Below are 13,716 nucleotides of genomic sequence, written 5' to 3' on the forward strand. Positions count from 1 at the left end.
CTCCTGACAGAAAATGTGTTGGAATTCTGTTGGTTATAAAAAAACAGTTCCATATTCTAGAATCCTAATCACTTGTTCAGGAGTCTTTCGATTAGATGAATTCGTCCATGTCTCCTATCGAGTGGTTATTAGAGAGCCTGGAGCTGGATGCCAGCCTGTTCCATGTCGGCCGCTACTGCGGCGGCTGGCATGCCAGCACCCAGGGACTGGCGCGGGCCAGTTTCCACCTGCTGGTGCAGGGTCGTTGCTGGCTGCATGTCGACGGCCAGGCGCCGCAGGCGCTGGAAGCCGGCGATGCGCTGTTCATCCTGCGCGACGTGCCGTACCGGTTGTCCGGCGAGGCCAGCAGCGCAGCAGCCTGCGCGGCGCCGCGGGGTCAGATGCAGGCGCTGGAGCTGGGCGCGGAGGAGGGCGTCGGTCTGGTCTGTGGCTTCTTCCATTTCCAGCCGGGGCTCAGCGAACTGATCGTCGATTCGCTGCCGACCTGCCTGCTGCTGCGCGCTGGCGATCCGGCGCTGAGTGCGGCGCGCAGCCTGTTCGAGCTGATCCTCGCCGAGTGCGCGCGCCCGCAGGGACCGTCGGCCGGCGTGCTCGAGCGGCTCAGTCAGCTGCTGTTCCTCTATGTGCTGCGCCAGCACGGCACGACCAGCGGTGAGCTGCGCGGTCTGCTGGCCCTGGCCCGCCAACCAGCGTTCGCCGCGCTGCTGGAGCGGCTGATCGCCGCACCGGCCGAGACCTGGACGCTGGAGCAGATGGCCGCCTGCGTCGGCCTGTCGCGCGCCGCCTTCGCCAAGCGCTTCCACGAGCTGTCCGGGCAGACGCCCGGGCAGGTACTGCTCGGCCTGCGCATGCGCGAGGCGTGCCGGTTACTCAAGGAAGGCCAGGCGGTGGCCGAGGTGGCGGAGGCGGTCGGCTACCAGTCGGTGGCGGCGTTCACCCGCGCCTTCGACAAGGTGGTCGGGCTGCCGCCGGGCGCCTATCGGCGCAGCAACGGACTGGGTGGCTAGTGGCCTGTTTGGATCTGTTGGTCAGTTTCGGCGCCCCAGGTTGCGCTACGCTCGGCATTGGTATTGCCCTGTCACGCCTCGTGGCGGCGCTCTAGTCCGCGGCCGCTTCGCGCCAGGATGTCCGCAGGCCGGGCCAATGTGGCTGGCGTTGGGGCTCGTCTTTCGTCTAATTGGGGTTCTTCAAGGAAGGCTTGTATAAGCGTTGAAGCCGGTTAGCATGCCGAGCAGTCTTTTCTCTAATAATTACAAAGCTTGAGGTCCCCGATGCATACAGAGCGTATCCGCTTGGCTTCCCTTCACGACAAGGTCATGAGTGCGGCCGAAGCCGCTTCGCTGATCGAGGACGGCATGACCGTCGGCATGAGCGGCTTCGCCTGCGCCGGCGATGCCAAGGCCGTGCCCTTCGCGCTGGTCGAGCGCGCCAGCCGTGAGCCCCTGCGCATCAGCCTGGTCACCGGCGCCAGCCTCGGCAACAGTCTCGACAAGCACATGGCCGAATCCGGCCTGCTGGCGCGGCGCATGCCGTTCCAGGCCGACCCGGCGCTGCGCAAGGCGATCAACGCCGGCGAGGTGATGTTCATCGACCAGCACCTGTCGGAAACCGTCGAGCAGATGCGCAGCCACCAGCTCAAGCGCCCGGATATCACCGTGATCGAGGCCGTGGCCATCACCGAGGACGGCCACATCGTGCCGAGCGCCTCGGTGGGAAACTCGGCCAACCTGGCGGAGTTCGCCGAGCAGGTGATCGTCGAGATCAGCCTGCGCTACGGCAGCAATCTGGAAGGCCTGCACGACATCTACATCCCGCCGCACCGCCCGGAGCGCCCACCGATTCCGCTGGTGAGCGTGGACCAGCGCATCGGCAACACGGCGATTCCGATCGATCCGGCGCGCATCGCCGCCATCGTTATCAGCGAATACAGCGACTCTCCGTCCAAGGTGTTGCCGGCGGATGCGGATACCCAGGCCATCGCCAACCACCTGATCGGTTTCTTCGCGAACGAGGTGGAACACGGCCGCCTGCCGCGCAACCTGGGGCCCCTGCAAGTCGGCGTCGGCTCCATCGCCAACGCGGTGATGGCCGGCCTGGTGGACTCGCCGTTCGAGAACCTCAGCATGTATTCCGAGGTGCTGCAGGACTCCACTTTCGAACTGTTCGACGCCGGCAAGCTGGACTTTGCCTCGGGCAGCGCGATCGTCCTCTCCGAGACGCGCGGCGCCCAGGTCTTCGGTGACTTCGAGCGATACAAGGAGCGTCTGGTGCTGCGTCCGCAGGAAATTTCCAACCATCCGGAAGTGGCCCGTCGCCTCGGCATCATCGGCATCAACACCGCGCTGGAGTTCGACATTTACGGCAACGTCAACTCTACCCACGTCGGCGGCACGCACATGATGAACGGCATCGGCGGCTCCGGCGACTTCGCCCGCAACGCGCAACTGGCGATCTTCGTCACCAAGTCGATCGCCAAGGACGGGGCCATCTCCAGCGTGGTGCCGATGGTCAGCCACGTCGACCACACCGAGCACGACGTCGACATCCTGGTCACCGAACAGGGCCTGGCCGATCTGCGCGGCCTGGCGCCGCGCGAGCGGGCCCGGGTCATCATCGACAACTGCGTGCATCCGGCCTATCGCGAGGCCCTGAGCGGCTACTTCGCAGCGGCTTGCGAGCGCGGTGGCCAGACTCCGCACCTGCTGGAGGAGGCCCTGTCCTGGCACATCAACCTGGACAAGCGCGGGCACATGCTGGCGGCCGATTGATTCCCCCTCACTCCGATAGACAGGGATGTCTGCGGGGGGAGGCTCTGCACATTGCGCGTGGCTCCACAGCACATCTGGCTGGGGCGCTCCCCGGCGACGGGGTTCCGGCCGCTCGGGCGGTGGGGCCGCCTGCCCGAGGGGAGGGTGTCCGCACTATTCCGCCAGGTGGGTGCTGTCTGGGCTGGAGATGCCCCCTCCAGCCCAGGGATGGGCTCAGCCGACCTGGCCGATTTCGTGTGCTGGCAGGGTAGAGCTGCGTGTCAGTGGCGCAGCAGGTAGGTATCGTCGTCTGCCTGGACCTGTTCGAAGACCCACTGCCAGTAGCCGAGCTCACAGGCGCCGGCATTGACTGCGCGTAACCACAGGGCACGGTCGAAATGCGGGTGTTCGCTGTGATGCACCGGGGTTTCGTACTTGTGCTGCAGTTCGCTGGGCGAGAACAGGAAGTCATTCAGGTCGTAGGGGGTAGCCTTCCTCAGGGAGAGAGCAGTACCAAGCGTCGACAAAAACATCGTTGGGCTCCTTCTTGCTGGCATCGATGTGAGGTTCGGTCTGTGCCGAGTGGATGAGTCGTCGGTGTTGGATGTACTGTATATGCATACAGATAAAAATCAAGACTGCCTGACAAGGCTGTTTTGCAAAGCCGTCGGTACCTCCGTCCTGCATTAGCCGCTGCAGGCTTTTGGCTTGTCTCCTGGAACATCTTTTTTGTATTGTAGTGACGGGTGTTCGCACTGCATGTCGCAGTGAAACAGGTCAATGCGTAGGTCGGGCCGCCTGCGCGGATGATCTATGACCATGGACCGACACTCTTCCCGCCAGGCAATCCCGCGCGCCCAGCTTATCGCTGAGCGAGCATTTTCGACCCTAGAGCGCTTCCTGCACATCGAGGCCGTCAGTGGCATCGTGCTGCTGATAGCTGCGGCAGCGGCGCTGATCTGGGCCAACTCATCTGTCGCCGAGAGCTACCACGCGTTGTGGCATGCGCCACTGTCGTTTGGCCTGGGCCCTTACGTCGTTTCCCAGTCTCTGCACTTCTGGATCAACGATGCTCTGATGACCGTATTCTTCCTGGTCGTGGGCATGGAGATTCGCCGCGAGATCCACGAGGGAGCCCTGTCCAGCTGGAAGTTGGCCTCGCTGCCTATCGTTGCCGCCCTCGGTGGCGTCATGGTCCCCGCGCTGATTTATCTCGCGCTGAATGGCGATCCTGTGCCGCGGCAAGGCTGGGCGGTTCCAACGGCCACCGATATCGCCTTCGCCGTTGGCGTACTCGCCCTCCTGGGCCGCTCCATCCCCAGTAACGTGCGTGTTCTCCTGCTGGCGCTGGCCATCATCGATGACATCATCGCGGTGCTGATCATCGCGGTGTTCTACAGCGGCGGGCTCGATCAAACCGGATTGCTGGTCGCCGGCATCGGCATCCTGATGGTTCTCGCCCTCCAGTGGATCGGCATAGGTTCGGCTTACGCCTACATCATTCCCGGGGCCGTGCTGTGGCTGGGTTTCCTGAAAACTGGTGCCCATCCGACCCTGGCCGGCGTCGTGCTGGGGCTGATGACCCCGGTCTTACCCGGGCGTTCGCAGGTGCGGCCGCTGGATGCGATGAGTCGTGCCGTCAGTGATCTGTGCGAGCGTTCGACGACTCCCCATGCGGGGGTGGACCAGTTCGTACAATCGCTCAAGGCGTTGCGCAAGGCTCAACGCGACCTGCTGCCCCCCGTCACTCGCGTGCAGATGGCATTGCATCCCTGGGTTGCCTACGGGGTCATGCCGTTGTTTGCCTTGGCGAATGCGGGGGTAGGGCTGGATGGCATCGACTTGCAGGCGGATGGCTCGCTGGGCGTGATTCTGGGCGTCTTGCTGGCCTTGGTCGTAGGCAAACCCCTGGGCGTGATCATGGCCAGCTGGTGCGTGGTACGCCTGGGTTGGTGCCGCCTGCCGCCTGAAGTGACCTGGTCCGGTGTGTGCCTGGTTGGCCTGCTGGCGGGCATCGGTTTCACGATGTCCATCTTTATCGCGACCCTGGCGTTTACCAACGAGAGTTTGCTCAGCGCCGCCAAGTTGGGGGTGCTGATGGCATCGGCCATAGCCGCCATCATCGGCTTGAGTTGGGGCCTTGTGTACACCCGGCGCTTGAGGGCGGGTTCCGGCTCGACCACCCTCTGACCGTCAGCCTGCCGGTGCCGCTCGCTCAGTGGGCCGGGGTCGGATGGGAAGGCCGGAGCGTGCGCTGTTCGCGGCCATAGCGGCCGATGTCGAGGCCTTGTGGGTTGATCCGCGGGCGGCGCGCGGCCATCAGGTCGGCAAGCAGGCGGCCGGAGCCGCAGGCCATGGTCCAACCCAGGGTGCCGTGACCCGTATTGAGAAACAGGTTGCGATAGCGGGTAGCGCCGACAATCGGCGTGCCATCCGGGGTCGCCGGGCGCAGGCCGGTCCAGAAGTCGGCGCGTGCCAGGTCACCACCCTGCGCAAAGAGGTCGTTAGTGATCATTTCCAGGGTCGCGCGCCGGCGCGGGTCGAGCGTCAGGTCGAAGCCGGCGATCTCGGCCATGCCGCCGACCCGAATCCGCTTGTCGAAGCGGGTAATGGCGACCTTGTAGGTCTCGTCGAGAATGGTCGAGGTCGGCGCCATGTCCGCATTGGTGATCGGCACGGTCAGCGAATAGCCCTTCAGCGGATACACCGGCAGCTGGATTCCCAGCGGCTTGAGCAGCTGTGGGGAGTAGCTGCCGAGCGCCAGCACGTAGTGATCGGCGGTTTCGAGCCGGCCGTCGACCCAGACGCCACGGATGCGTGCGCCGTCGTGCTCCAGCCGCTCGATGCGTTGGCCGAAGCGGAATTCGACTCCCAGCGTGCGGGACATCTCCGCCAGGTGATTGGTGAACAGAAAACAGTCGCCGGTCTGGTCGTTGGGCAGGCGCAGGGCGCCGGCCAGCTTGTCGGCGACGGCCGCCAGCGCCGGCTCTACGCGGACGATGCCGGCACGGTCGAGCACTTCATAGGGGACTCCGGCACGCGCCAGCACGCTGATGTCCCTGGCGGCGGCATCGACCTGCGCCTGGCTGCGGAACAGCTGGGTGGTGCCGAGCTGGCGCCCTTCGTAGCTGAGACCGGTCTCGGCGCGTAGCTCGTCGAGGCAGTCGCGACTGTACTCGGCCAGACGCACCATGCGCTCCTTGTTGATCGCATAGCGGGCGGCGGTACAGTTGCGCAGCATCTGCGCCATCCACAGGTACTGCGCGGGGTCGGCGGTGAGCCTGATCGCCAATGGGGCATGGCGCTGCAGCAGCCATTTCAAGGCTTTCAGCGGGATGCCCGGCGCGGCCCAGGGCGAGGCATAGCCGGGGGAGACCTGTCCGGCGTTGGCATAGCTGGTTTCCAGCGCAGCGCCATCCTGACGGTCGACCACCGCCACCTCGAAACCCGAGCGGGCCAGATAGTACGCACTGGCAGTGCCCACCACACCGCTTCCCAGCACCAGAACTCGCATGCTTGCCTCCATCATCCGGCGGGTGCGGATGCATCGTCTCTAAGGTTGAGTATAGAAATAGGGGCGTAGGGGTATTCACTGTTTGCAGGGCCGTCTTTGGCGATAACTCTCGGCTCAAAACCTATTTTCAGAGGGGCACTCACCAGGGAGCGGCGCTGTGAAAGCCGACATCACCCGCAATCGGCGGCGATGACGTCGCAGTTCCGCGCAGCCCTGTAGGCATGAACTGGGGCTGCGCGGGTGGCTCGGAACGGACGGCAAACCGCACTACGTCGTAGGTCTCGCGCTCATTTGCTCGAGGCCAATGTGGCGTAGCTGGTCATCAGGTTGCGGTAGTCCGGGATGTGGTTGGAGAACAAGGCCGCGAGGCCCTCGACATCGTTGCGCCAGTCGCGGTGCAGCTCGCAGGCGACGCCGAACCAGGTCATCAGCTGTGCGCCGGCCGCGGACATGCGGTCCCAGGCAGAATGCCGGGTGAGTTCATTGAAGGTGCCGGACGCGTCGGTGACCACGAAAACCTCGTAGCCCGCGGCAATGGCCGACAGGGCAGGGAAGGCGACGCAGACTTCGGTGACCACGCCGGCGATGATCAGCTGCTGTCTGCCGGTCGCTTTCACCGCCGCAACGAAGTCCTCGTTGTCCCAGGCATTGATCTGGCCGGGGCGGGCGATATAGGGCGCCGCGGGGAACTGCTCCCTGAGCTCGGGCACCAGCGGGCCGTTGGGGCCGCTCTCGAAGCTGGTGGTGAGGATGGTCGGCAAGTTGAAGTACTTGGCCAGGTCGCCCAGGGCCAGCACGTTGTTCTTGAAGCGGTCGGGGTCGATGTCGCGGACCAGGGACAGCAGGCCAGCCTGGTGGTCGACCAGCAGGACGGCAGCCTGGTTCTTGTCGAGGCGCTTGTAGGGGGTAGCCATCTGGGTTCTCCTCGCTTCCGATAAAAGTAATGCCCCCGTGGCTGACAGGGGCTGGCATCGGTTGAGCGTAGACCCTTGCCCCGGCGGGTAGCCGGCCCCGGTTCTGCGCTTGCGGGAAAATGGCCGCACGATACGGGGACGGCGGGCGCAGCACATCACCCGGCGAGGGTGTTTCTTGCGTGCGCTATTTAACATAATGAAATGTTAGGCTGCTACGCATAGACAGCCCGCTGCACTAGAGGTAATCAAAAAGAACGGGCGGTCGCGCCGCGCTGTTTAGCCTGGCAACGTGCCAACAGAACCGGCGGGGAGGTGCTGTTCGCTGCAGGTGACTCCCCAGAAGGGATGCTCTCGGGTTAGGCTGCTGCACCTTGGCGCAGTGATTCTGTGCCGCAGACTTTCTGTTTTCTGCTACATGAAGGAGTTTTGCATGTTCATCGATCTGTCCGACAAGACAGCCATCGTCACCGGTGCCACCGGCGGTATCGGCCTGGCCATTGCCAAGGGCCTCGCGCGCGCCGGTGCCACAGTAGTCATTACCGGCCGCGATCAGGAGCGCCTGGATGCGGCGCTGGCCCGTTTGCGCGATGCGGCGCCCGCCCGCAAGTTTCGCGGCGTGCTCGCCGATGTGGCGACTGCCGCGGGTTGCAAGCAGCTGATCGCCGCTCAGCCGCAGGCGGACATCCTGATCAACAACCTGGGCATCTACGCCGTGCGCGATTTCTTCGAGATCGACGATGATCAGTGGGAGGAGATGTTCCAGGTCAACGTGCTCAGTGGTATCCGCCTGTCGCGCCATTACGCCCAAGGCATGCGCGAGCGCGGTTGGGGACGGATCCAGTTCATCTCCAGCGAGTCGGCGCTGAACATCCCGGCCGAGATGGTGCACTACGGCGTCAGTAAGGCCGCGCTGCAGGGCGTCTCGCGCGGTCTGGCCAAGGTGCTGGCGGGGACCGGGGTGACGGTCAACAGCATCCTGCCGGGGCCGACGCGCACCGAGGGCGTGGCGACTTTCCTCGCTTCGATGGCCGAGGCGCGCGGCGTATCGACCACGGAGATGGAGGCGCTGTTCATCAAGGAAAATCGTCCGTCGAGCCTGCTGCAACGCTTTGCCGATCCCGATGAGATCGCCAACCTCTGTGTCTATGCCGCCTCGCCGCAAGCCAGCGCCACCACGGGTGCGGCCCTGCGGGTCGAGGGTGGCATCGTCGAAAGCATTGCCTGATCCGGTTGGCTGGAGCGTCAATCCTTCTCCGGATCGGCGCTTATGCTAATTTGAAATAGGAAAGGTGCACGCGAGGGCACCGACGCAGGCGGCAGAGGAGAGCGAAACATGGAGCAGCCCGGCATGAAGTTGCGCGGAGTCAATCTGGGCAGTTGGCTGGTTCTGGAAAAGTGGATGGTCCCCAGCCTGTTCGAAGGGATGGCGGCCACCGATGAGACCACGTGGTGCGCTGAACTGGGCGCGGCGGCAGGCGACAAGCTGCGCCAACACTGGAACAGCTTCATCACTCGCGAGGATTTCGCCTGGCTCGCCGAGCGCGGTCTCAACGCAGTCCGCATCCCGCTGGGGCATTGGATCTTCGGTGCCGACTACCCTTATCACCCCAGCTACGGCGAGCACCGCCATCCCTTCGTCACTGGCGGCATCGAGGTACTCGACCGCGCCATGGACTGGGCACAGGAGTTCGGCTTACGGGTGGTGCTCGACCTGCACGCGGCACCGGGCTGCCAGAACGGCTTCGACAACGGCGGTATCAAGGACGTGTGCGAGTGGCACACCAAGCCGGAGTATCTGGAGCATTCCCTGAGCGTGCTGGAACGCCTGGCCGAGCGCTACCGTGCGCACCCGGCACTGCATGCCATCGAGGTGCTCAACGAGCCGCGCTGGGATGTACCTACCGACTACCTCAAGGCCTATAACCTGGCGGCCTACGAGCGTATCCGCAAGCACTGCCCGGCCGAGCGGGTGGCGGTGGTGTTTCATGACGGCTTCCGTTCGTTCCGCGAATACCTGGGCTTCATGCAGGCGCCGCAATATAGCAACGTGATCTTCGACATCCACCGCTACCAGTGCTTCGAGCGCAGCGATATCGACATGGACATCTACGGCCATATCCGCAAGGCCGCCGGCGAATGGAAGCAGGAAGCCGATGCCATCATCACCGAGCTGGGGCTGCCGACCTTCTGCGGTGAGTGGAGCCTGGGACTGGACCTGAAGGTGGTGTCGCTGTGGGCCGCAGGGCCGTTCAACCATGCCCTCGAGCAGATGGATGCGTTCCAGGAGTCGGTGGCCTACCGCGGTTATGCCGCCGGCCAGCTGGCGACCTACGAGAAGTACCTGGGCTGGTTCTTCTGGAGCTACAAGACCGAGACTACCCCGGCCTGGTGCTTCCGCGAGTGCGTGGAGCGCGGCTGGTTGCCTTCACGGTTCGCGTAGGGCGCAGGGGGCAGGCTCGGGTGAGCAGGTCAGGTACTTGTCCTCGCAGATGCGGTCGAGTACCAGCTTGCGGGTGTAGAAGTGCGCCAGGGTGCTGTGGAAGCTGATGGTCAGCAGCGTCGAGCCCTGCAGCTCGCGGTGCAGCACTTCGGTCATGGATTCCTCGCCCTGCACGTCGAAGGCATCCGTCGCCTCCTCGATGAACACCCAGGCCGGGTGATGCAGCAGCAGCCGGGCGATGCCCAGCCGCTGCTGCGCACGTAGCGGCAACACCCGGTCCCAGTCGTCGCTTTCCTCCAGCCGTGGCGCGAGCCAGGCGACCCCGGCGCAGCTCAGGGCATGCTGGATCTTGGCGTCACTGAAGTGGCCGGAGGGGTGCGGATAGCTGAGCGCCGCCTGCAGGGTACCGTCCGGCAGGAAGGGGCGCTGTGGCAGGAACACGATACTTTGCCCGGCCGGCAGGAGGATTTCGCCATGCCCCCATGGCCAGAGCCCGGCAACGGCCTTGAACAGAGCGATGGTCAGGGTCGGGTCACCGCTAATCAGTACGCGCTCGCCGCGCTGGATCGTCAGGTCGAGATTTTCCAGCAACACCTGACCATCCGGGTTGGCCAGGCTCAGGCCGCGCAAGGCCAGCTCGTCGCCTTTGTTCGTATGCAGGTCGATGCGGTGCTCCACCGGATTGGAAGCCCGCTCCTCGAGCAACAGCATGTCGTTGTACAGGCTGATGACGCGGTCTGCGGAGGCCCGGCACTTGGCCAGTTCGCCGAGATTGTCGATCGGCCAGGACAGCGCCGAAGTGAGTTTCTGGAAGGCCTGCGCCGCCTGCATGAGGATGCCGAGGGACATGGCCCCGGCAATGAACTGCGGTGCGGCGATGAGGATGGGGAAGACCGGCAGCAGCGTGCCATAGCCGGTGGAGAAGGAAACGATGCCGAGGTAGCCGAAGGTCTGGCGGTTCCAGCCGCGACTGACATCGGCGAACAGTTGATCCGCCTGGCGGTGCTCGATGCCTTCGCCGTGCATCAAGGCAATCGACTCGGAGTTCTCACGGGCCCGGGCCAGGCCGAAGCGCAGGTTGGCCTCCACGGTCTGCAGGCGGTTGGTGGCCTTGATCAGCGGACGCCCCAGCAGCAGACCGAGCACGGTACCGCCACCGGCGTAGAGGAAGGCCAGTAGGACCAGGTAGCCCGGCACCTCGAGGTTGGTGCCAGGGATCGGCAGGCTGCCTGACACGCTGAGCAGGATGTCGATGAAGCTGCCAAGGATCAGCAGCGAATAGAGCAGGGAGAGGACAAGGCCGATCGCCGCCTCGGTGGCGATGCGGATGTCCTCGGCGATGCGTCCGTCTGGGTTGTCGTGTTCGCCGCTGGTGAATTGCAGTTGGTAGTGCCGGGCATGGGCCATCCAGTAGTCAAGCAGGCGGGTGGTCAGCCAGCGCCGCCAGTCCAGTTGCAGCCAGCGCTTGACGTGCAGATGCACGGCGGTGACCAGCATGGTCAGCACGAAGATCAGCATGAAGGTGGCCCCCAGCACCAGCAGGTCATGCAGCGAGCGCGCCTCAAGGGCGTCGAACAGTTCGCGGTTCCAGTAGCTGATCCAGATCGCCAGCCCCACCTGGGCTTCGGTCAGCAGGATCAGCAGCAGTGCCGCGCCACGGATGGTCCACTTGCGCTCGCTGTTCCAGTAGGAGCTGGTCAGGCGCATGAACTGCCAGGAGAGGGGCGGGGCGGTCTTGGCGGGAGGAGGGCTGGATGGTCGCATGCGCTTACTCCGCTGGGCTGGCCAGACGTGCGGCGACCTGGGCGGCACCGCGCAGGCCAAGGTACTCGTCGAGCACGACATGCAGGGGAATGCGCTGCAGCAGCTCGTGCATCGGCGGCTTGCTGCAGAAGGCTTCGCACACGTGGGGCTGTTGCAGGAAGGGCAGGATCTTCGGGGCGATGCCACCGCACAGGTACACGCCGCCTCGGGCCAGGCCGGTTAGCGCCAGGTTGCCGGCGGCCGAGGCATACAGGCGGGCAAACAGGTCGAGGGCCGCACAAGCCGGCGCGGCCCCGGCCGCGGCCATCCGGCTGATGCCGCGGGCGTCGAGCGGCGAAGCCTCGCCGGCCCCTTGGTCGGCAATGAAGCGGTACAGCCGCTCCAGGCCGTGGCCGGACAGCAGCAGCTCAAGGCTGACGCGGCCATGCTCCGCGCGCAGCTGTTGCCACAGCGCCAGTTGTTGCTCATCCTGCGGGGCGAAGTCGGCGTGGCCGCCCTCGCTGGACAGCACCAGCGGTCGCTTCGGACTGCCAGCCAGCAAGGCCATGCCGAGGCCGGTACCGGCGCCGAGCAGGGCGCGCACGCCATCGGCCTGTGGTTCGCCGGCCTGCAGGGTGCACAGGTCTTCGCGGCGCAGCAGCGCCAGTCCATGGGCCTGGGCGGAGAAGTCGTTGAGCAGGCGCACCTGGCGCAGACCGAAACGCCCGGCCAGTTCGGCAGCATCCAGTTGCCAGGGCAGGTTGGTCATCCGTACCCGCTGGTTTTCGATTGGCCCGGCCAGGGCGATGCAGGCTGCCAGTGGGCGTTCGCCAGGCTGCAGAAAGGTCTGTAGCAGGGTGTCGAAGTCGGGATAGTCCCGGCTGGACAGGGTTTGGCGACGCAGCTCCCGCCAACCGTCTCCCTCACATTCGCCTAGCAGCAGGCGCGCCTGAGTTCCGCCGATGTCCGCTGCCAGAATGATCATGACCACCTCTCTACACGCGTCTATGCGAAGAATCCTGCCGCGACTGAGTAGCGAGACTTCTCTACCCGGCGGCGCGGGGCGGGATTCTATCGAAGATGGCTCAAAAGGTCGGCAGCTCGTATCTCTTTATGGCTGCTCGTTTTTTTGAGTATAGGAGGGTGGCGGGCATCCTCAAGCCAGCTGCGGATTTACCTGGTGCCGCCCTTCCTGGTACGTTATTTAACATAATGAAATTATGCTGTTTCTTGCAGCTTGCCGTGGCCTTTTCGATCTCAACAAAGCGGTCAGCGGGGAACCGTCGCTGGCCGCAAAGGGGACATCCCTCTCGGCAAATGGGGGATTTTGTCGGTGTGGCAAATGACCGGTAACGGCTTAGCCGCTATTCTCGCGCGACTCCATCCGGAAATTGCCATACAGGGAGAACCGACTTGGCTGGAAGTAGCTTGCTTGCACTGATCGATGACATCGCCACGATCCTGGACGACGTATCGGTAATGACCAAGGTGGCGGCGAAGAAGACCGCCGGAGTACTCGGTGATGACCTGGCGCTAAACGCCCAGCAGGTCACCGGCGTCAACGCCGACCGCGAGCTGCCGGTGGTCTGGGCCGTGGCCAAGGGCTCGTTCATCAACAAGCTGATCCTGGTGCCGGCGGCTCTGCTGATCAGCGCGCTGGCTCCCTGGGCGGTCACACCGCTGCTGATGCTCGGTGGCGCGTTCCTGTGTTTCGAGGGCTTCGAGAAGCTCGCGCACAAGTTCCTGCACAGCCAGCAAGAGGAGGCTGGCAAACACGCGGAGCTGGAGGAGGCCCTGGCTAATCCCGCGGTCGACATGGTGGCGTTCGAGCGGGACAAGATCAAAGGCGCGGTGCGCACGGACTTCATCCTGTCCGCGGAGATCATCGCGATCACCCTGGGTGCAGTCGCCGGAGCCCCGTTCATGCAGCAGGTCGTGGTGCTGGCGGGGATCGCCATCGTCATGACCATCGGCGTCTACGGCCTGGTGGCCGGTATCGTCAAGCTCGATGATCTGGGCTTGTACCTCAGTCGACGGGCCTCGAGCGCAGCGCAGGCGGTCGGCGGACTGATCCTGCGTGCCGCACCTTATCTGATGAAGGGGCTGTCGGTGGTCGGTACCGCAGCCATGTTCATGGTGGGCGGCGCCATCCTCACTCACGGGATTGCGCCGGTACACGACCTCATCGGGAACGCTGCCCAGACCGCCGGCGCCGTCGCGGGCATGGGCGCACTGCTGCAGGCGCTGACTCCGACCTTGCTCAATGCTCTGTTCGGCATTGCCGCCGGCGGCGTGGTGCTGGGCGCCGTCAGTCTGTTCGGCGCCCTGCGCAGCCGCTTGAAGCAAGCCTGACGCATT

11 protein-coding genes are annotated in these 13,716 nt (G+C 64.7%); 6 read left to right on the plus strand and 5 right to left on the minus strand.

What is annotated here, in order from left to right; translation table 11 throughout:
* Positions 1 to 95 precede the first annotated feature (95 nt).
* Together KRX52_RS19915 and scpC are read left to right on the plus strand one after the other, a co-directional pair.
* On the plus strand, positions 96 to 1,007 hold the full coding sequence (locus KRX52_RS19915; RefSeq protein WP_217683472.1) for an AraC family transcriptional regulator: 912 nt from the start codon (positions 96 to 98) through the stop codon (positions 1,005 to 1,007).
* Positions 1,008 to 1,271: 264 nt separating this feature from the next.
* Positions 1,272 to 2,768 (plus strand): succinyl-CoA:acetate CoA-transferase ScpC, encoded by a 1,497-nt coding sequence (gene scpC / locus KRX52_RS19920; protein ID WP_217683473.1) that lies wholly within the window; start codon positions 1,272 to 1,274, stop codon positions 2,766 to 2,768.
* A 260-nt stretch (positions 2,769 to 3,028) separates the two neighbouring features.
* Here scpC and KRX52_RS19925 read toward each other — a convergent pair whose 3' ends face one another.
* Positions 3,029 to 3,280 (minus strand): hypothetical protein, encoded by a 252-nt coding sequence (locus KRX52_RS19925; RefSeq protein WP_217683474.1) that lies wholly within the window; start codon positions 3,278 to 3,280, stop codon positions 3,029 to 3,031.
* Positions 3,281 to 3,566: 286 nt separating this feature from the next.
* On the opposite strand from KRX52_RS19925, the gene nhaA reads away from it, so the two are divergent.
* Positions 3,567 to 4,937, plus strand: a complete 1,371-nt coding sequence (nhaA, locus tag KRX52_RS19930; RefSeq protein WP_217683592.1) for a Na+/H+ antiporter NhaA — start codon at positions 3,567 to 3,569, stop codon at positions 4,935 to 4,937.
* 25 nt (positions 4,938 to 4,962) lie between these two features.
* Here nhaA and dadA read toward each other — a convergent pair whose 3' ends face one another.
* Positions 4,963 to 6,261: a D-amino acid dehydrogenase gene (gene dadA / locus KRX52_RS19935; protein WP_217683475.1), complete on the minus strand. Its 1,299-nt coding sequence runs from the start codon at positions 6,259 to 6,261 to the stop codon at positions 4,963 to 4,965.
* 287 nt (positions 6,262 to 6,548) lie between these two features.
* On the minus strand, positions 6,549 to 7,175 hold the full coding sequence (ycaC, locus tag KRX52_RS19940) for an isochorismate family cysteine hydrolase YcaC (protein WP_217683476.1): 627 nt from the start codon (positions 7,173 to 7,175) through the stop codon (positions 6,549 to 6,551).
* 430 nt (positions 7,176 to 7,605) lie between these two features.
* On the opposite strand from ycaC, the gene KRX52_RS19945 reads away from it, so the two are divergent.
* Both KRX52_RS19945 and KRX52_RS19950 read left to right on the plus strand, forming a co-directional pair.
* Positions 7,606 to 8,400 (plus strand): SDR family NAD(P)-dependent oxidoreductase, encoded by a 795-nt coding sequence (locus tag KRX52_RS19945; protein ID WP_217683477.1) that lies wholly within the window; start codon positions 7,606 to 7,608, stop codon positions 8,398 to 8,400.
* A gap of 123 nt (positions 8,401 to 8,523) precedes the next feature.
* Positions 8,524 to 9,615: a glycoside hydrolase family 5 protein gene (locus tag KRX52_RS19950; RefSeq protein WP_254797709.1), complete on the plus strand. Its 1,092-nt coding sequence runs from the start codon at positions 8,524 to 8,526 to the stop codon at positions 9,613 to 9,615.
* Here the strand turns inward: KRX52_RS19950 and KRX52_RS19955 are convergent.
* Together KRX52_RS19955 and glk are read right to left on the minus strand one after the other, a co-directional pair.
* Complete coding sequence (locus KRX52_RS19955) at positions 9,601 to 11,379, minus strand: ABC transporter ATP-binding protein/permease (RefSeq protein ID WP_217683479.1); 1,779 nt, start codon at positions 11,377 to 11,379, stop codon at positions 9,601 to 9,603. The two genes, KRX52_RS19950 and KRX52_RS19955, sit on opposite strands and share 15 nt — an antisense overlap.
* A 4-nt stretch (positions 11,380 to 11,383) precedes the next feature.
* Complete coding sequence (gene glk / locus KRX52_RS19960; RefSeq protein WP_217683480.1) at positions 11,384 to 12,343, minus strand: glucokinase; 960 nt, start codon at positions 12,341 to 12,343, stop codon at positions 11,384 to 11,386.
* A gap of 428 nt (positions 12,344 to 12,771) precedes the next feature.
* Here glk and KRX52_RS19965 point away from each other — a divergent pair, with 428 nt between their 5' ends.
* On the plus strand, positions 12,772 to 13,710 hold the full coding sequence (locus tag KRX52_RS19965; RefSeq protein WP_217683481.1) for a DUF808 domain-containing protein: 939 nt from the start codon (positions 12,772 to 12,774) through the stop codon (positions 13,708 to 13,710).
* Positions 13,711 to 13,716 lie beyond the last annotated feature (6 nt).

Source organism: Geopseudomonas aromaticivorans (genome assembly GCF_019097855.1).
Classification (GTDB): Bacteria; Pseudomonadota; Gammaproteobacteria; order Pseudomonadales; family Pseudomonadaceae; genus Geopseudomonas; species Geopseudomonas aromaticivorans.